Genomic DNA, 16,445 nt, shown 5'->3' with positions numbered 1-16,445 from the left:
GACATAAAAAAGAGAGGCGATGACATGCATCGCCCATTAATTCAGAAAAATCAGAGATTAGTGATTCGCCTGCAGCGTGGCGCTGAAGCCAAGCTGATTGAGCAGCGCCGCACTCTCCGCCTCATCACAGATCACCTGCAGCGAAGACCACTCGCGGCGCTCGACATACTGCTTGCGCAGGCGATCAAATTCGCCCGGCTGCGCGGCCACTTTGCGCAGCGGCGCATCGTCGCGGCGCACATCATACACCAGATGTACCAGGCGTTTCAGCGTCGGCTGATCGAGCTTGCCGTGCAGCGTAAGGGTGCCAAACTCGGGGCGCGGCAGCAGCGTGTCCAGCGCCACCTGCTGCGGCTGACCAATAAATTTGCTCCACGCCTCAAACACCTGGGTGGTGCCGCGCGCTTTCCCTTCAAGGGTATAACCGGCGATATGCGCGGTGGCGATATCGACCTTATCCAGCAGATCGAGGTTGAGATCCGGCTCCGGTTCCCAGACGTCCAGCACCACGCTGAGATCGTTACGCAGCCGGAGCACCTCCAGCAGCGCGGCGTTATCCACCACCGGACCCCGGCAGGCATTGATCAGAATGGTGTTGGGGCGCAGCGCCATCAGCAGCGCGGCATCCGCCAGATGCCAGCTTTTGTAGCGGCCGTCCTTAAACAGCGGCGTGTGAAAGGTCAGGATATCGGCCTGGGCCACCAGCGCGTCGAGCGAGTGGAAATCTTCATCATCGCCGCGATCGGCGCGCGGCGGATCGCACAGCAGGGTTTTTACTCCCCACGCGGCGAGGCGTTTAGCCAGCCGTCCGCCCACGTTACCGACGCCGACGATACCAACGGTGCGATCGCGCAGATCAAAGCCGTCGCGTTCGGCCAGCAGCAGCAGCGCGGAGAACACATATTCCACCACCGCAATCGCGTTACAGCCCGGCGCGGCCGAGAAGCCGATACCGGCCGCCGCCAGCGAGGCATCATCGACATGATCGGTGCCAGCAGTGGCGGTGCCGACAAACTTCACCGGCGTGCCGGCCAGCAGCGCGGCATCCACTTTGGTGACGGAGCGCACCATCAGCGCGCTGGCATCCTGCAGTTCGGCTGCCGGCAGCGGGCGGCCCGGCACCGCCACCACCTCTCCGGTGCGGCTGAACAGTTCACGGGCGTAGGGCATATTTTCATCGACGAGAATTTTCACGGCGGCGGTCCTGTCTGCTTGAAATAAACGGGGCATATCATGGCACAAAGCCGGGGATTAACCTAACCGACTGCGATAGCGATCCGGCGTGGTGCCCGCCTGCTGCTGAAACATCACGATCAGCGCAGAGGCGGAGCTGTAACCCAGCTCGTGGGCGATGCCCTGCACGCTGCAGCCCTGCTCCAGCAGCGCAATCGCGCGCAAAAAGCGTAAACGCTGGCGCCACTCGCTGAATGACATCTGCAGCTGCTGCTGACAGCGCCGCGCCAGCGTACGCTCGGTGGTAAACACGCGCTTCGCCCATTGTGCCAGCGTGGTGTTATCACCCGGGTTCTCTTCCAGCGCGCGCAGAATCGGCGCGAGGAATTTATCGTCGGACATCGGCAGATAGCTGGTGTTCACCGGTGCAAGACGCAGCCGATCAATCAGCACTTCGCACAGCCGCCAGTCGGCGTCGCTGTGCGGCTGCTCCAGCGCGCGGCGGGCAAAATCATTCATGATGGCGTGCACGATGGCGTCCACGCTCAGCAGGCAGGCTTTCTCCGGCATGCCGGCGCATAAATCAGCGGCAAGGTTGAAGGTGCGAAACTGCGCCTGACAGTGGTTGTAGCTGCTGTGGCGCTGGCCGGGCGGGATCCAGATCGGCATCTCGGCCGGCGTCAGCAGCCGCTCGCCCTCCACTTCCATCTCCAGCACGTGGCTGGTGACAAATATCGCCTGGCCCCAGTCGTGCTGGTGCGGCAGGTATTCGGTTTTGGCGTTGGTTTGCTCATAGCGCATGAAAAAACGCAGCAGCGGCGCGTCGCGCGGTGGCTGATACTCAACCTGAAGATTCATTCTGTCCGGTCACTAACGAATTTTGTCCGATTTTAACTATCTGCTTTAAACCGGTCAAACGTAAGCTAGTCGCGATTTACATTTGGAGCCGTACTATGAACTTATTGTTACCGCTGGTGGCAGTGCTGATCTGGTCGATCAACACCATCGTCAGCAAGCTGTCTGCCGGCAGTATCGATCCTGCTGCCATCTCTTTTTACCGCTGGCTGCTGGCGCTGCTGGTGCTCACGCCGTTCTGCCTGTCGGGTGTATGGCGCCATCGTCACACCATCAAAACCCAGCTGTGGCGCTTGCTGGTGCTGGGCCTGCTCGGCATGGTGCTGTACCAGAGCCTCGCCTATTATGCGGCACACAGCGTTTCGGCGGTGATGATGGGGATTCTCGGCGCCACCATTCCGCTGCTGACCATCCTGCTCAGCCTGGTGGTATTGCGCCTTGCGCCGACGCGCGGCATTCTGATTGGCGGCCTGCTGTCGTTTGCCGGGCTGGTGTGGCTGGTGAGCGCCGGCAACCCGGCGCAGCTGCTGAGTCAGCGCCTCGGCAACGGCGAGCTGATGATGCTGGCAGCCTCAACCTCCTACGCGCTGTACGGCGTACTGACGAAGCGCTGGGCAATCCCGCTGCCGACATGGCAAAGCCTGTACGTGCAAATCTTCTTCGGCGTGCTGTTGCTGCTGCCCGGCTTCTGGCACGCGCCGGAGGTGGCGCTGAACGCCGACAATATTCCGCTGGTGCTGTTCGCCGGGCTGTTTGCCTCGATTGTGGCGCCGTTCCTGTGGATCCTTGGCGTGCAGCGCCTCGGCGCCAGCACCACCAGTATTTTCATGAACTTCGTGCCGGTGTTTACCGCCATCATTGCCGTGCTGTTCCTGCACGAACAGTTGCATGCTTATCACTGGATTGGCGGCGGTCTGACGCTGGTCGGGGTGATTCTGGCGCAGCGGCTGAAAACCCCGCTGCGTAAAGCGCGCGCGATGACTCCGCCGATCAGCGAAAGCTAACCGTCACCCGCAGGCCGCCCAGCTGCGGGCTGCGGTCCAGCTGCAGCTGCGCGCCGTGCCAGGCGCAGATATCCTGCACCAGCGCCAGTCCAATGCCCGCCCCGGGCTGGCTGGCGTGATCGAGCCGGCCAAACGGCTGCAGCGCCTGCCGCTGCTGATCCGCCGCGATGCCCGGCCCGCTGTCTTCAATCTCCAGCACCTTTTGCCGCAGCCGCGCGGTCACCGTGCCGCCGTGTGGCGTGTATTTGATAGCGTTGTCCAGCAGATTGGCGCACAGCTCGGCCAGCAGCAGCGCATCGCCCTGCACCTGGCTCGCCGTCTGCTCTTCAAACCCCAGGTCGATCTGTTTACGCCGCGCCGCCGCATAACCACTGAAACAGGCCTGCTGCACGATGTCGCTCAGGTTAACCTCACTGAAAGGCTTGTCTTCGCCGTGGCGCGCCTTGATTTGCGCCAGCTGCAGCAGGCGATCGGTGAGCTGGACGGTGTCGTCCAGCGTGTGGCGCATGCCCTGCAGGCTTTCGCGCCACTGCTGCGGATCGTCGCTGCTGAGCGCGACGCCCACCTGGGTTTTCAGAATGGTGAGCGGCGTGCGCAGCTGGTGCGATACATCGGCGCTAAAGCGTTCCTGCCGCGCCAGCAGCCCGCGCAGCCGCTCCAGATGGCGGTTGAAGGCGACGATCAGCGGCTGCAGTTCGGACCACGGCAGCAGCGACGGCAGCGGCGTCAGTTCGTCCGGCGCGCGGCGCAGCATCATGCGTGACAGCCGGCGCAGCGGGCGCAGCACTTTCCGCAGCAGCAGCCCGGCCAGCAGCAGCGTGATCAGCACCAGAAAACTCTGGCTGATCAGCGCGGTGCGCAGCAGACTGTCGGCAAAGGCGTGGCGTGAGTTAAGCGTTTCCGCCACCAGTACCAGCGCCATGCCCTGCACGCCTTCCTCGTTCACCGGCTGCCACAGCGCGGCCACGCGAATCGGCTGCTTGCGGTAGTGCGCATCGTAGAAATGCACCAGCGCCGGATAGACATCGGACAGCGGCGCGTTGCCCGGCACCAGCGGTAAATCAGGGTAGCCGGACAGCGTGTGCCCTTCAGGCGAAATCACCTGGTAGAACAGCTGATCGTTCATGTTGCGCTCAAAGCTGTCCAGCACCACCCATGGCACATCTACCTCCAGCCGCTGATGACGTACCACCAGCCGCTCGGCCACGGTGCGCGTCGAGGCCAGCAGCGAGCGATCGTAGGCCTGATTTGCCGCCTGCAACGCGCTCTGATAGTGGGTGTAGACCGATAATCCCCACAGCAGCAGCAGCGGCACCCCCAGCCATGCCAGCAATTCGCCGCGCAGCGAGTGAATCAGTCGCACGGCTGGCACTCCAGGCTATAACCGAGGCCGCGCAGCGTGATGATCGCCACGTCGCTGCCCGCCAGCTTTTTGCGTACCCGATGCACATACAGCTCGATGCTCTCCGGGCTGGCCTCATCCGCCAGCGTGAAGGTCTGCTCGTACAGATGCTGGCGCGACACCGGCCGCCCCGGACGCTGCATCAGCGTCGATAGCACGCTGGCCTCGCGCGGCGTCAGCGGCAGCGGTTTGTGATTCAGCAGGAAATAGCCTTCCGCATCGCGCTCCAGCTGGCCGAGGCTTTGCGTCTGCGTGGCCTGGCCCTGACTGCGGCGCAGCAGCGCGCGCAGCCGCGCGTCCAGCTCGTCCAGCTCAAACGGCTTGGTGAGGTAATCATCGGCGCCGGCATTCAGCCCCTGCACGCGCTGTTGCAGCGCGCTCTGTGCGGTGAGCAGCAGCACCGGCACGCGTTGCCCGCGCTTGCGCAGGCGCGCCAGCACCGCCAGGCCATCGAGCCGCGGCAGCGACACATCCAGCACCACCAGCGCATAGTCTTCGCTTTGCAGCACATGATCCGCCGCCACGCCGTCGGCTACCCAGTCCACGGCGAAGCCTTTTTGCGTCAGCGCTTTCTGCAGCCAGTTGGCCAGCTCGACGGTATCTTCCACCAGTAAGAGACGCATATCACATCCTGTTAGTTTTGCCGATGGCTGAAAGGTAAATGAAAGGTTGCTGTTTTAACAATTCAGCAACCCCGAATGTTCGGTGGCAATCACACTCTGGAAGAAACAATGGAGCGACAGATGAAAAAAACAATGCGCACCGCCTTCGCCACGACCCTGCTGGCTTTCTCTCTTTCTGCGGCACAGGCTGCGGCACCCGAGCGGACCGAATGTATCGCCCCGGCCAAACCCGGCGGCGGTTTTGATCTGACCTGTAAACTGATCCAGGTTTCCCTGCAGGAAACCGGGCAGATCACCACGCCGATGCGCGTGACCTACATGCCCGGCGGCGTCGGTGCCGTGGCATATAACGCCATCATTGCGCAGCGGCCCGCCGAAGCAGGCACGCTGGTGGCCTTCTCCGGCGGGTCGCTGCTGAACCTGTCACAGGGCAAGTTTGGTCGTTACTCAGTGGATGACGTGAAGTGGCTGGCGGCCATTGGCACGGACTACGGCATGGTCGCCGTGCGCGCTGATGCGCCGTGGAAAACGCTGGGCGAACTGCTGGAGGCGATGAAACAGGATCCGACCAAAGTGGTGGTCGGCGCCGGCGCGTCGATCGGCAGCCAGGACTGGATGAAAACCGCGCTACTGGCGCGGGAAGCCGGTATCGATCCGCGCAAAATGCGCTATGTGGCGTTTGAAGGCGGCGGCGAACCGGTTACCGCGCTGCTCGGCAACCACATCCAGGTGGTATCAGGCGACATGAGTGAAATGGTGCCGCACCTGCAGGGTGGCAAGATGCGCGTGCTGGCGGTAATGAGCGATAAACGTCTGCCGGGCGAACTGGCTGACATCCCGACCGCCAAAGAGCAGGGCTTCAACGTCGAGTGGCCAATCATTCGCGGCTATTACCTCGGCCCCAAAGTCAGCGATGCCGATTATCAGTGGTGGGAACAGACGTTTAAAAAACTGGTGACCACCAAAGAGTTTCAGCAGCAGCGCGATCTGCGCGGCCTGTTTGAGTTCAACCTGTTCGGTAGCGAGCTGGACGCCTACGTCAAGAAACAGGTGGCAGATTACCGTGAACAGGCGAAATCGTTCGGCCTGGCGAAATAACGGAGGCACAGATGAGCGATCGTATCTTTGCGGCGGTGTGGCTGGTGCTCTGCATCGTCGGGATGGTTATCGCCTGGCAGATTCAAAGCGAGTACAGCTACGAGCCGGTTGGCCCGCGCCCTTTCCCGCTGCTGCTGCTCGGTCTGATGGCGATCTGCGCGGTGATGATGCTGCTGCGCAAGCCGGACGCCGTACAGTGGCCGGTGGCGGCAACGCTGAAAAAGCTGCTGGCGTTGTGCGTGATGCTGATGGTGTACGGCTGGCTGTTTGAGAAGCTGGGTTTTGCCCTGTGTACCACGCTGCTGACCTTCGGCATCGGCATGCTGTTTGGCGCACGCTGGTGGGCAGCCGTCCTCTCCGGTGTGGTAATGGGTGTGGCGCTGTTTTACGCCTTCGATCGTCTGCTGGACGTTACGCTGCCGGTCGGCAGCTGGTTCAGTTAACAGGAGTCAATTATGGATACCTGGTCTTTTCTGATGCAGGGTTTCGCCGTCGCCATGACGCCGGAAAACCTGATGATCGCCCTGATTGGCTGCTTTATCGGCACCATCGTCGGCCTGCTGCCGGGGCTTGGGCCGATTAACGGCGTCGCGATCCTGATGCCGCTGGCGTTTGCGCTGCACTTACCGGCGGAATCCGCGCTGATCCTGCTGGCAACGGTGTACATCGGCTGCGAATATGGCGGGCGCATCTCGTCGATTCTGCTTAACGTGCCGGGGGATGCCGGCGCGATCATGACCGCGCTGGATGGCTATCCGATGGCGCAGCAGGGCAAAGCCGGCGTGGCGCTGTCGATCTCGGCGGTCAGCTCATTCATCGGCTCAACCATCGCCATCATCGGCATCATTCTGTTTGCGCCAATCCTCGCTAACTGGTCGCTGGCGTTTGGTCCGGCAGAGTACTTCGCGCTGATGGTGTTCGCGATTGCCTGTCTCGGCAGCATGATGAGCCACAACCCCCTGAAGTCGTTTCTTGCTGCGCTGATCGGCCTCGGCATGGCGACGGTGGGCGTTGATGCCAACACCGGCGTCTATCGCTTTACCTTCGACAGCGTGCATCTCTCGGACGGCATTCAGTTTGTGGTGGTGGTCATCGGCCTGTTCTCGGTGAGCGAAATTCTGCTGATGCTGGAATCCACCAGCAGCGGCCAGAAAATGGTGCGCGCCAGCGGCCGCATGCTGTTCAATATGAAAGAGGCGGCGCAGGCTACCGGCGCAACGCTGCGCTCCTCGTTCATTGGTTTCTTTGTCGGCGTGCTGCCAGGTGCCGGTGCCACCATCGCCAGCGCCATTGCCTATATGAGTGAGAAGAAAATCAGCGGCAGCGATCAGTTTGGCAAGGGCGACATTCGCGGCGTGGCAGCGCCGGAAGCGGCGAACAACGCCTCAGCCTGCGGATCGTTTATCCCGATGCTAACGCTGGGCATTCCCGGCTCCGGCACCACGGCGGTGATGGTCGGCGCGCTGACGCTGTACAACATCACGCCCGGTCCGGCGATGTTTACCGAGCAGCCGGACATCGTCTGGGGCCTGATCGCCGCGCTGCTGATCGGTAACGTGATGCTGCTGATCATGAACATCCCGATGATCAACATCTTTGCGCGCATGCTGACCATTCCGCTGTGGTTCCTGGTACCGGCAATTGCCGCGATTTCGGCGGTGGGCGTGTATGCGGTGCACAGCACTACGTTTGACCTGCTGCTGATGGTCGGGCTGGGCATTTTCGGCTATATCCTGCGTAAGATGGATTTCCCGATGTCGCCGCTGATTCTCGGCTTTGTGCTGGGCGAAATGCTGGAGCAGAACCTGCGCCGCGCGCTGTCAATCAGCAACGGCAACCTGCCGATTCTGTGGGAAAGCCTGATCTGTAAAGTGCTGCTGGTGCTGGCTGTCGCCGTGCTGGTGGTGCCGCCGCTGTGGAAGCGCTGGCGTCGCAAGCGCATGAAGCTGGCCGCCGCCGAATAAATCCGTGTCTTATTGTTTTTCTCCCTGCCGCCCCCGTGGATTTCCCGGGGGCTTTTGCTATCATGTGCCATCGTTTTTCCGGCGCACCCGGATCTGACTCGTTTTCAAGGATTCCGCCATGCAACCTCTCAGCGGTCCCGGTGTGCCCGCGGGCGATCGTTCATCTGTTAACCCGGCTAACGGCGCAGGCCGCCCCGGCGCTGCGGCAGGTGAACAGCCGCTCTCCCCGGCCCAGCGCACCACGCTGGAACGCCTGATCGTCCGTATCATGTCACTCAGCACGCTGAAAGCGCCCGAACTGTGGGCTGGCATCCGTCATGAAGTGGGCGTAAAAAATGACGCCGAACTGCAGTCGCGCCACTTTCCGGCGGCCGAGCAGCATCTTAACAGCCGTCTGACCCAGGTGCAGAACAGCCACGCCACGCGCCAGCTGTTGCAGCAGCTGCTGGAAAAACTGCCGCAGGGCAACAATCGTCAGGCGGTGAGCGACTTTATCCGTCAGCAGTTTAATCAGACGGTATTGAGCGCGCTGAGCCAGGATCAGCTGCGTCAGGTGCTGACCATGCTGCAGAACGGTCAGATGGCAATCCCGCAGCCGCAGCAGACGCGCACTACCGATCGCACCCTGTTACCGGCCGAACAGCAGGCGCTCAACCAGCAGGTCACGCGCCTTGCCGCCGCGACCGGGGAATCGCCGGTAAAAGTGCTGGCCGACACGCTGAAACTGGTCAATCTGAAGAGCGGCGACCCGGTTCCGTCACGCCACTTCCCGCTGCTGACGCAGTTTTTACAGGTGCGCCAGACGCTGAGCCAGCACAGCGCGCCGACGCTGCAGCTGCTGGAAAGCTCGCTCAAACAGCCGCTGAGCCACGACGAGCAGCGCATGCTGGAGGATTACAGCCTGCAGCGCTTCCAGGCCACGCCGCAGACGTTGCTGACGCCGGCGCAGAGCCAGGATCTGCTGATGCTGCTGTTCAGCCGCCGCGCCGAGCGCAACAGCGAAACGCCGCTGGCCGACAGCGAGCTGCGTCCGCAGCCAATCTGGGCACCGTTTGTCGAAATTCTGCCGCGTCCACTGGCGCAGCGCCCGGCGCTGACGCTGGTGCTCGGCCTGGCGCTGTTCTTCTTTTTGCTCTGGCTGCTGCTGTAGTTAAGCCATCGCACTCAGCAGCCGCACTCCGCCGCGGGTGCCGCGGCGGGCCACTCGCCTGCCGCCGCGCCCCACGCCATCGGGTGGCCGTCGCGCTTCCAGAAATCCAGCCCGCCAATCAGCTCTTTAACCTGAAACCCCAGCTCAGCCAGCTTTAGCGCCGCTTTGGTCGAACCGTTGCAGCCGATGCCGTCGCAGTAAGTCACGTAGACGCGGTGACGATCGAGCCGCGCGGTGCTGGCTGCATCCATCTCGCGATGCGGCAACGACAGCGCACCGCAGATATGTCCGGCCTGATACGCGTCGCGGCTGCGGGCATCAATCACCACAATCTGCGTGACGCCCTGCGCCAAATCCGCCGCCAGATCCCAGGCATCGGTGTAATAGCTGAGTTTGTGCTGCAAATAAGCCACGCTGTGCTGCGGGCTGGCGGGCGGATAAAACAAAACGGCTGACATGGCATTCTCCTGTTGTGATGTCCCTGCAGTGTACGGCAAAGTGGTCTGCATCCTGATACCACATTGACCGGAACAATAAGACCATTATGCACCACGCCTTTTTGCCGCTGTTTCGCCATCAGACGCAGGGCGGCTTACGTCAGCGGCTGTGCGCCACGCTGCGCCAGGCCATTGTCAGCGGCCATTTGCGCTTCGGGCAGAAGCTGCCTTCGAGCCGCCAGCTGGCTGCCGATCTGGCGCTGTCACGCGTGACGGTTGAAGCCGCTTACAGCCAGCTGGAGAGCGAAGGCTACGTGCAGCGGCACAGCGGACGCGGCACCTTCGTCGCTATCGCCCTGCCGCCACCGGCGGAAAAGGCGACAGCGCAGCGCGCACCGCGCTTTTCGCAGCGCGGCACGCAGGTGCTGGCGACCGGTGGCTGCCAGGATCCCCCTTTTCCCCTTGCCTTTGCCGCCGGATCACCGGAACTGCGCGCGTTTCCGCACCGCCAGTGGCAGCGGCTGAGCCACAGCGTACAGCGCGCGCTGGGCAGTCAGGTGATGGGCTATGGCGATCCGCTCGGTTATGCGCCGCTGCGCCAGGCGGTGGCGGATTATCTGGCGCTGTCGCGCGGCGTGCGCTGTACGGCTGAGCAGGTCATCATGCTCACCAGTTCACAGCAGGCGCTGCAGCTGCTGGCGCTGATGTTTCTGGATGCAGAGGATGAAGTGTGGCTGGAGGAGCCGGGCTACCGTGGCGCGCGGAACGCCTTTCTCGCCGCCGGTGCCCGCTGCCGCGCCATGCCGCTGGACGATCAGGGCGCGCTACCACTCAGCGGCCGGGCGCAACTGGTGTATCTGACGCCCGGCCACCAGTATCCGACCGGCACACCGATGAGCCTCGCGCGGCGGCTGCAGTGGCTGGCGTGGGCACGTCAGCACGATAGCTGGCTGATCGAGGATGACTACGACAGTGAATTTCATTATGACGGTCGCCCGGCGCCGGCGCTGCAGGGCATGGAAGCCGATAGCCGGGTCATCAGCCTGGGGACTTTTTCCAAAACCCTGTTTCCATCGCTGCGGCTGGCGTGGATGGTGGTGCCCGCGGCGCTGGTGACGGCGCTGGGTCGCGCACGCAGCGTACTGGACGGCCACAGCGCCCTGCTGCCGCAGGCGATCACCGCCGAATTTATCCAGCAAGGCTATTTCGCCAGCCACCTGCGGCTGATGCGTCAGCTCTATCATAGCCGGCGCGATCGGCTGCTGACACAGATCGAACAGCATCTGCAGCCGTGGCTGCGGCCGATGCCGGCGACAGGCGGGTTACAATTGACGGTTGAGTTATTACAGGGAGATGAGGCGCGGCTCACGCAGCAGGCGCAGGCCGACGGTCTGCTGCTGCCGCGGCTTTCGCCCCTTTACGCCGGCGCATCGCCACAGCAGGGCTGGATACTTGGCTTTGCGGCGTTGACGCCCGGCGAAATTGACCGCGCCTGCGCGAAGCTGGTAAGGCTGCTGGCAACCTGAATCCGTCAGCGACAAAAACAACAAAGGCCGGATTAACCGGCCTTTGAGCATTAGCGTAAGCGTTACGCCTGGTATTTACGCAGGGTCAGCGTGGCGTTGGTGCCACCGAAGCCGAAGCTGTTGGACATCACCGTGGTCAGCGCTTTTTCGGTTGGCTGCGTCACAATGTTCATGCCCTTCGCTGCGTCATCCAGCTGTTCCACGTTAATGCTTGGCGCGATGAAGCTGTGCTCCAGCATCAGCAGAGTGTAAATCGCTTCCTGCACACCTGCCGCACCCAGCGAGTGACCGGTCATGGCTTTGGTCGCAGAGATGTATGGCGTGTTGTCGCCAAACACTTCGCGAATCGCGCCCAGCTCTTTCACGTCGCCGACTGGCGTTGACGTGCCGTGAGTGTTGAGGTAGTCGATTGGCGTATCCAGACCCTGCATCGCCATCTTCATGCAACGCACCGCGCCTTCGCCTGACGGTGCCACCATGTCAGCGCCGTCAGAGGTTGCGCCGTAGCCGACGATCTCAGCGTAGATGTGGGCACCACGCGCCAGCGCATGCTCCAGCTCTTCCACTACCACCATACCGCCGCCGCCGGCGATCACGAAACCGTCACGGCTGGCATCGTAAGTACGCGACGCTTTTTCCGGGGTTTCGTTGTATTTAGTCGAGAGCGCGCCCATGGCGTCGAACTCACAGGCCATTTCCCAGCTCAGCTCTTCGCCGCCGCCAGCAAATACCACATCCTGTTTGCCCAGCTGAATCTGCTCCACCGCGTTACCGATGCAGTGTGCTGACGTCGCGCACGCCGAGCTGATGGAGTAGTTAACGCCGTGGATTTTGAACGGCGTGGCCAGGCAGGCAGAGACGCCGGACGCCATCGCTTTGGTCACCACGTACGGGCCAACGCCTTTCAAGCCGCGCGGGCCACGCATTGCGTCGGCACCGAACACCTGATAACGCGGGGAACCGCCACCGGAACCGGCAATCAGACCGACGCGCGGATTGTTCTGGTACTGCTCATCCGTCAGGCCGGAATCTTTGATTGCTTCTGCCATCGACAGATAGGCATAGATTGAGGCATCACTCATGAAACGCACGATTTTGCGATCGATGAGCCCGTTAGTGTCCAGTTTGACGTTACCCCATACATGGCTGCGCATGCCGGCATCTTTCATCTCTTCGGAGAAAGTGATTCCGGAACGGCCTTCACGCAGGGAAGCCAGCACTTCCTGCTGGTTATTACCAATACTGGAAACGATACCCAGGCCAGTAATCACTGCACGTTTCATTCAATAGTCCTCATTCCACTTCTTTTGGATTGACGTGCACTCTAGCTTACAGTTGTACGCCGAACAAGTCCGATCAGCCATTTCCTTTTGTAAATTTGCGTCATGTGACGCCACTCGCTAAAATCGCGCCACTGCCTGAAAAATGAGCCTTTCCCGTGAAGTTATCCCCGGTTGAACACGCGCAATTAAACTGGAACGATCAGGGTACACCTGTTTCCCGAGCGTTCGACGACGTCTATTTCTCCAACGACAACGGACTGGAGGAGACGCGCTATGTGTTCCTCGACGGTAACCATCTTCCACAGCGATTTGCCGCCCATCCGCGCGATCTGTTCATCGTTGCCGAGAGCGGTTTTGGCACCGGACTCAACTTTCTTACCCTGTGGCAGGCGTTCGATCGCTTCCGCGCCGCCCATCCGCAAGCCGGCTTGCGCCGCCTGCACTTCATCAGCTGCGAAAAATACCCGCTGACCCACGCCGATCTGGTGAGCGCGCACGCGCACTGGCCGGAACTGGCCCCGTGGGCCGGACAGTTACAGCAGCAGTGGCCGCTGGCCCTGCCCGGCTGTCAGCGCCTGCTGTTCAATGGCGGCGAGGTGACGCTGGATCTGTGGCTGGGTGATATTAACGCGCTGATTAATACTTTTGATGACAGCCTCAACGGCCAGGTCGACGCGTGGTTTTTAGATGGCTTCGCGCCGGCGAAAAACCCGGAGATGTGGACACCGGCACTGTTCGCCGCCATGGCGCGGCTGGCGCGTCCCGGCGGCACCTTCGCCACCTTTACCTCGGCGGGCTTTGTGCGGCGGGGCTTACAGCAGACCGGGTTCAGCGTGGCGAAGCGCAAAGGCTTCGGCCACAAGCGTGAAATGCTGACCGGCGTGTTGGACAGCGCCCCCGGGCAGCAACCGGCTCAGCCGTGGTATGCGCGTCCGCAGGCCACCAGCCGCGAGGTGGCGCTGATTGGCGGCGGCGTGGCCAGCGCGGTGCTGGCGCTGGCGCTGCTGCGGCGTGGCTGGCAGGTTACGCTGTACTGCGCCGATGCCGCCCCAGCGCTCGGCGCATCGGGTAACCGTCAGGGCGCGCTCTATCCGCTGCTTAACCAGCACGATCCGGCGCTCGCCACTTTTTTCCCGGCGGCATTCAGCTTTGCCCGCCGCCTGTACGATGCGCTGCCGGTGATGTTCGAACATCAGTGGAGCGGCGTGCTGCAGCTCGGCTGGGATGCCAAAAGCGCAGAGAAGATCGCGCAGATGCTGAGCATGGATCTGCCGCACGAGCTGGCGCACGGCGTCAGCCCGCAGCAGGCGCAGCAGCTGGCCGGCGTCGATCTCGACTGCGGCGGCATTTTCTATCCACAGGGCGGCTGGCTGTCGCCGTCACAGCTCACCAGCAATCTGCTGGAGTATGCCCAGACTCAGGGGCTGCGCATGCACTGGCTGCATCGCGTGACGCAGCTGGTCCGCCAGCAGGCAGGCTGGACGCTGCAGTTCGCCCAACAGCCTGCGGTAAGCCATCAGCAGGTGGTGCTGGCCAACGGCCATGCGCTGCAGGCGATCGGGCAAAGCCGCGATTTGCCGGTGTATGCGGTGGCCGGTCAGGTCAGCCATGTGCCGACCAACGCGGCGCTGAACCCGCTGCGCACCGTGCTGTGTTACGACGGCTATCTCACCCCGGTCAGCCCGAACTTTGCCACGCACTGCATCGGTGCCAGCTACCATCGCGGTGAGACGGTAACCGCTTTCCGCGCCGACGATCAGCAGGAGAATCGCCAGCGGCTGATTAACTGTCTGCCGCAGGTCAGCTGGCCGACGCAGGTTGACGTCAGCGCTGATGAAGCGCGCAGCGGCGTGCGCTGCGCCACGCGCGATCACCTGCCGATGAGCGGCAGCGTGCCGGATTACGCGGCAACGCTCAGTGAGTATGCGGATTTACCGGCGCAGCGCGCGCGCGGCGAGCATATTGCGGAAGCGCCGGTGCATCCCGGCCTGTTCGTGCTCGGCGCGCTGGGTTCGCGCGGACTGTGCAGCGCGCCGCTGGCGGCAGAAGTGCTGGCGGCACAAATGAGTGGCGAGCCGCAGCCGCTGGACAGCAGCACGCTGGCGGCGCTGCATCCCAACCGTTACTGGGTGCGCAAATTGCTTAAAGGGAAAAAGGCAGGACGCTAAAGCGCGGGGCGAGCGATCGCCCCGGCCAGTCAGGCAGTGAGGCGCGCCTGGGTAAACAGGTTATCCCACATGCCCACCACCAGCGCCTGGTCGCGCGGCGACAGCTCACCGGCGGCGATGGCGTTTTGCAGGCTGTTGGTGACCTGAATTTGCAGCGCTTCCGGCGTGTGTTCGCCGCTCTGCTCAATTTCCGCTACTGCCAGCGTCAGATGGCCACGCAGATAACCGCTGGCAAACAGTTCGTCGTCGCTGGCGTGTTCGACCATATCGTCAATCAGCGCCAGAATGCGGGACTCGAATTCTACGATCATCTTCTCATCATCCTTCATTTATCGGAGTGCGGCTCACAGATCTTCCGGCCACGGAAACTGTGCCGCCGTCAGTGCAGGCGTACCATAATAGCTGGCTAACGCATCAATAAAGCGCGCCGGACGCGCCGGAATGCCATGCTGCAGATAATGCATCACCTGCGTATGCACCTTGCGCTGAAACGCGATGCGATCCGGTTCACAATCGCCGTCGAGATTGTCACAGCTGACGTTGAAGGGAAAGCCGGCTGCCACACAGAACAGCCACTCCAGCGCCTGCGGCTTAATCTCCACCGCTTCAAACTGGCCCTGCGTTTGCGCATCGCGCCCGTCCGGGCAGTACCAGTAACCAAAATCCACCAGCTTGCGCCGCGCTTCACCGGCAATGCACCAGTGCGAAATTTCGTGTAGCGCGCTGGCGTAAAAGCCATGGGCAAACACCACGCGGTGCCACGGTGAGGTGTCATCCGCTGGAAGATAAATAGGTTCATCATCGCCTTTAATTAGACGCGTCTGAAAATCGTCAGCAAAGCAGCTGTCAAAAATCTCCACCAGCTGCTGATAATGGTGCTCTTTACTCATAATATTTTAATCTTTAAACAAACCGCCGCCATTGTCGCACTGGCGGCCGGTTTTGACGAGTGCGGATTACAGTGCGGCAAACCAGGCGAGAATGACACTGCCGTGGCTGTCCCACAACAGCTTAGCGCTCATGACAGCAGACACCGTCACCACCATCGGGCGAATCAGCTTCTGACCGCGGCTCAGCACCAGCCTGGCGCCGAGGCGTGCGCCAATAAACGCCCCCAGCAGCATAATCACGCCGGTGCCCCACACCACCTTGCCGCCGAACATAAAGAACAGCAGACTGGCGAAGTTGGAGGTGAAATTTAGGATTTTGGCGTGGGCGGTGGCTTTCGCCAGATTGAAGCCGCAAAGCGTGACGAAGGCCAGCGCATAGAACGAGCCTGCACCCGGGCCGAAGAAGCCATCGTAAAAGCCAACGCAGCCGCCGCCCACCAGCGCAAACGCCAGGCCGTGCAGACGCTGCTCGCGATCGGCCTCGCCAAGACGTGGCATCAGCAGGAACCACAGCCCGATGCTGATCAGCAGCAGCGGCAGTATCTGGCGCAGTATCTCAGCCTGAATATGCTGAATCAGCAGCGTTCCGCCAATCGCGCCGAGAAAGGTCATGGCGATATTCAGCCGCTGCTCGCGCAGTTTCACCGCGCCGCGCCGCACAAAATAGAGGCTGGCCGAGAAGGAGCCGCCGACCGATTGCAGCTTGTTGGTCGCCAGCGCCTGCGCCGGCGAAAGACCGGCCGCCAGCAGCGACGGCACGGTCAGGAGACCGCCACCGCCAGCGATGGAATCAATAAAGGCCGCCAGCACCGCGACCAGAAACAGCACGCCAAGCACCACCGGGCTGACAACAAACAGATCCATCTCAGGTT

The 16,445-nt window shown here is 62.1% G+C and carries 16 protein-coding genes; 7 read left to right on the top strand and 9 right to left on the bottom strand.

Annotated elements, in window-relative coordinates; all coding sequences use genetic code 11:
- Positions 1–57: 57 nt before the first annotated feature.
- Positions 58–1,194, bottom strand: coding sequence for a 4-phosphoerythronate dehydrogenase PdxB (gene pdxB / locus C1N56_RS06410; protein ID WP_394517283.1), 1,137 nt, complete (start codon positions 1,192–1,194; stop codon positions 58–60).
- Positions 1,195–1,251: 57 nt separating this feature from the next.
- Positions 1,252–2,031, bottom strand: a complete 780-nt coding sequence (locus C1N56_RS06405) for an AraC family transcriptional regulator (RefSeq protein ID WP_241798275.1) — start codon at positions 2,029–2,031, stop codon at positions 1,252–1,254.
- A gap of 95 nt (positions 2,032–2,126) precedes the next feature.
- Here C1N56_RS06405 and C1N56_RS06400 point away from each other — a divergent pair, with 95 nt between their 5' ends.
- The gene (locus C1N56_RS06400; RefSeq protein WP_394517282.1) at positions 2,127–3,032 is read left to right on the top strand and encodes a DMT family transporter; all 906 of its coding nucleotides are present in this window, start codon (positions 2,127–2,129) and stop codon (positions 3,030–3,032) included.
- Here the strand turns inward: C1N56_RS06400 and C1N56_RS06395 are convergent.
- Both C1N56_RS06395 and tctD read right to left on the bottom strand, forming a co-directional pair.
- Positions 3,019–4,395 (bottom strand): sensor histidine kinase, encoded by a 1,377-nt coding sequence (locus tag C1N56_RS06395; RefSeq protein WP_394517281.1) that lies wholly within the window; start codon positions 4,393–4,395, stop codon positions 3,019–3,021. The genes C1N56_RS06400 and C1N56_RS06395 overlap by 14 nt on opposite strands.
- Positions 4,386–5,057 carry a transcriptional regulator TctD gene (gene tctD / locus C1N56_RS06390; RefSeq protein ID WP_394517280.1) on the bottom strand — a complete coding sequence of 224 codons (672 nt, stop codon included), beginning with the start codon at positions 5,055–5,057 and terminating at the stop codon, positions 4,386–4,388. The genes C1N56_RS06395 and tctD overlap by 10 nt, the downstream gene beginning before the upstream one ends.
- Positions 5,058–5,177: 120 nt before the next feature.
- Here tctD and C1N56_RS06385 point away from each other — a divergent pair, with 120 nt between their 5' ends.
- The 4 genes from C1N56_RS06385 to flk all read left to right on the top strand — a co-directional run bounded on the left by C1N56_RS06385 (position 5,178) and on the right by flk (position 9,269).
- Positions 5,178–6,155 (top strand): Bug family tripartite tricarboxylate transporter substrate binding protein, encoded by a 978-nt coding sequence (locus tag C1N56_RS06385; RefSeq protein WP_058769888.1) that lies wholly within the window; start codon positions 5,178–5,180, stop codon positions 6,153–6,155.
- An 11-nt stretch (positions 6,156–6,166) separates the two neighbouring features.
- Positions 6,167–6,598: a tripartite tricarboxylate transporter TctB family protein gene (locus tag C1N56_RS06380; RefSeq protein ID WP_058769887.1), complete on the top strand. Its 432-nt coding sequence runs from the start codon at positions 6,167–6,169 to the stop codon at positions 6,596–6,598.
- A gap of 12 nt (positions 6,599–6,610) precedes the next feature.
- Entirely contained in the window at positions 6,611–8,119 is a 1,509-nt protein-coding gene (locus C1N56_RS06375) for a tripartite tricarboxylate transporter permease (RefSeq protein ID WP_058782030.1), read from the top strand.
- Positions 8,120–8,237: 118 nt separating this feature from the next.
- Positions 8,238–9,269 carry a flagella biosynthesis regulator Flk gene (gene flk, locus C1N56_RS06370; protein ID WP_059009109.1) on the top strand — a complete coding sequence of 344 codons (1,032 nt, stop codon included), beginning with the start codon at positions 8,238–8,240 and terminating at the stop codon, positions 9,267–9,269.
- A gap of 14 nt (positions 9,270–9,283) precedes the next feature.
- Here the strand turns inward: flk and C1N56_RS06365 are convergent, their stop codons facing one another.
- Complete coding sequence (locus C1N56_RS06365; RefSeq protein ID WP_058769886.1) at positions 9,284–9,727, bottom strand: rhodanese-like domain-containing protein; 444 nt, start codon at positions 9,725–9,727, stop codon at positions 9,284–9,286.
- An 86-nt stretch (positions 9,728–9,813) separates the two neighbouring features.
- Here C1N56_RS06365 and C1N56_RS06360 point away from each other — a divergent pair, with 86 nt between their 5' ends.
- Positions 9,814–11,232 (top strand): MocR-like pyridoxine biosynthesis transcription factor PdxR, encoded by a 1,419-nt coding sequence (locus tag C1N56_RS06360; protein ID WP_394517279.1) that lies wholly within the window; start codon positions 9,814–9,816, stop codon positions 11,230–11,232.
- 62 nt (positions 11,233–11,294) lie between these two features.
- Here the strand turns inward: C1N56_RS06360 and fabB are convergent, their stop codons facing one another.
- Positions 11,295–12,515: a beta-ketoacyl-ACP synthase I gene (gene fabB / locus C1N56_RS06355; protein WP_021509164.1), complete on the bottom strand. Its 1,221-nt coding sequence runs from the start codon at positions 12,513–12,515 to the stop codon at positions 11,295–11,297.
- A gap of 155 nt (positions 12,516–12,670) precedes the next feature.
- Here fabB and mnmC point away from each other — a divergent pair, with 155 nt between their 5' ends.
- The gene (gene mnmC / locus C1N56_RS06350) at positions 12,671–14,683 is read left to right on the top strand and encodes a bifunctional tRNA (5-methylaminomethyl-2-thiouridine)(34)-methyltransferase MnmD/FAD-dependent 5-carboxymethylaminomethyl-2-thiouridine(34) oxidoreductase MnmC (RefSeq protein ID WP_275028276.1); all 2,013 of its coding nucleotides are present in this window, start codon (positions 12,671–12,673) and stop codon (positions 14,681–14,683) included.
- Positions 14,684–14,712: 29 nt separating this feature from the next.
- Here the strand turns inward: mnmC and C1N56_RS06345 are convergent, their stop codons facing one another.
- The 3 genes from C1N56_RS06345 to C1N56_RS06335 all read right to left on the bottom strand — a co-directional run bounded on the left by C1N56_RS06345 (position 14,713) and on the right by C1N56_RS06335 (position 16,437).
- Complete coding sequence (locus C1N56_RS06345; protein WP_010617478.1) at positions 14,713–14,994, bottom strand: YfcL family protein; 282 nt, start codon at positions 14,992–14,994, stop codon at positions 14,713–14,715.
- Between the two features lie 33 nt (positions 14,995–15,027).
- The gene (locus C1N56_RS06340) at positions 15,028–15,573 is read right to left on the bottom strand and encodes an elongation factor P hydroxylase (RefSeq protein WP_394517278.1); all 546 of its coding nucleotides are present in this window, start codon (positions 15,571–15,573) and stop codon (positions 15,028–15,030) included.
- 66 nt (positions 15,574–15,639) lie between these two features.
- Positions 15,640–16,437 (bottom strand): sulfite exporter TauE/SafE family protein, encoded by a 798-nt coding sequence (locus C1N56_RS06335; protein WP_058758411.1) that lies wholly within the window; start codon positions 16,435–16,437, stop codon positions 15,640–15,642.
- Between the last annotated feature and the right edge of the window lie 8 nt (positions 16,438–16,445).

The sequence above is a fragment of the Pantoea sp. SGAir0175 genome (assembly GCF_043547855.1).
Note: the sequence above shows the minus strand (reverse complement) of the source record. Positions and strands in the feature narration are given on the sequence as shown.

Coding starts and splice junctions, on each gene's coding strand:
- C1N56_RS06405 (WP_241798275.1), bottom strand. CDS start 2,031: ATGAATCTTCAGGTTGAGTATCAGCCACCGCGCGACGCGCCGCTGCTG.
- C1N56_RS06400 (WP_394517282.1), top strand. CDS start 2,127: ATGAACTTATTGTTACCGCTGGTGGCAGTGCTGATCTGGTCGATCAAC.
- tctD (WP_394517280.1), bottom strand. CDS start 5,057: ATGCGTCTCTTACTGGTGGAAGATACCGTCGAGCTGGCCAACTGGCTG.
- C1N56_RS06385 (WP_058769888.1), top strand. CDS start 5,178: ATGAAAAAAACAATGCGCACCGCCTTCGCCACGACCCTGCTGGCTTTC.
- C1N56_RS06380 (WP_058769887.1), top strand. CDS start 6,167: ATGAGCGATCGTATCTTTGCGGCGGTGTGGCTGGTGCTCTGCATCGTC.
- C1N56_RS06375 (WP_058782030.1), top strand. CDS start 6,611: ATGGATACCTGGTCTTTTCTGATGCAGGGTTTCGCCGTCGCCATGACG.
- flk (WP_059009109.1), top strand. CDS start 8,238: ATGCAACCTCTCAGCGGTCCCGGTGTGCCCGCGGGCGATCGTTCATCT.
- C1N56_RS06365 (WP_058769886.1), bottom strand. CDS start 9,727: ATGTCAGCCGTTTTGTTTTATCCGCCCGCCAGCCCGCAGCACAGCGTG.
- C1N56_RS06360 (WP_394517279.1), top strand. CDS start 9,814: ATGCACCACGCCTTTTTGCCGCTGTTTCGCCATCAGACGCAGGGCGGC.
- fabB (WP_021509164.1), bottom strand. CDS start 12,515: ATGAAACGTGCAGTGATTACTGGCCTGGGTATCGTTTCCAGTATTGGT.
- C1N56_RS06345 (WP_010617478.1), bottom strand. CDS start 14,994: ATGATCGTAGAATTCGAGTCCCGCATTCTGGCGCTGATTGACGATATG.
- C1N56_RS06340 (WP_394517278.1), bottom strand. CDS start 15,573: ATGAGTAAAGAGCACCATTATCAGCAGCTGGTGGAGATTTTTGACAGC.
- C1N56_RS06335 (WP_058758411.1), bottom strand. CDS start 16,437: ATGGATCTGTTTGTTGTCAGCCCGGTGGTGCTTGGCGTGCTGTTTCTG.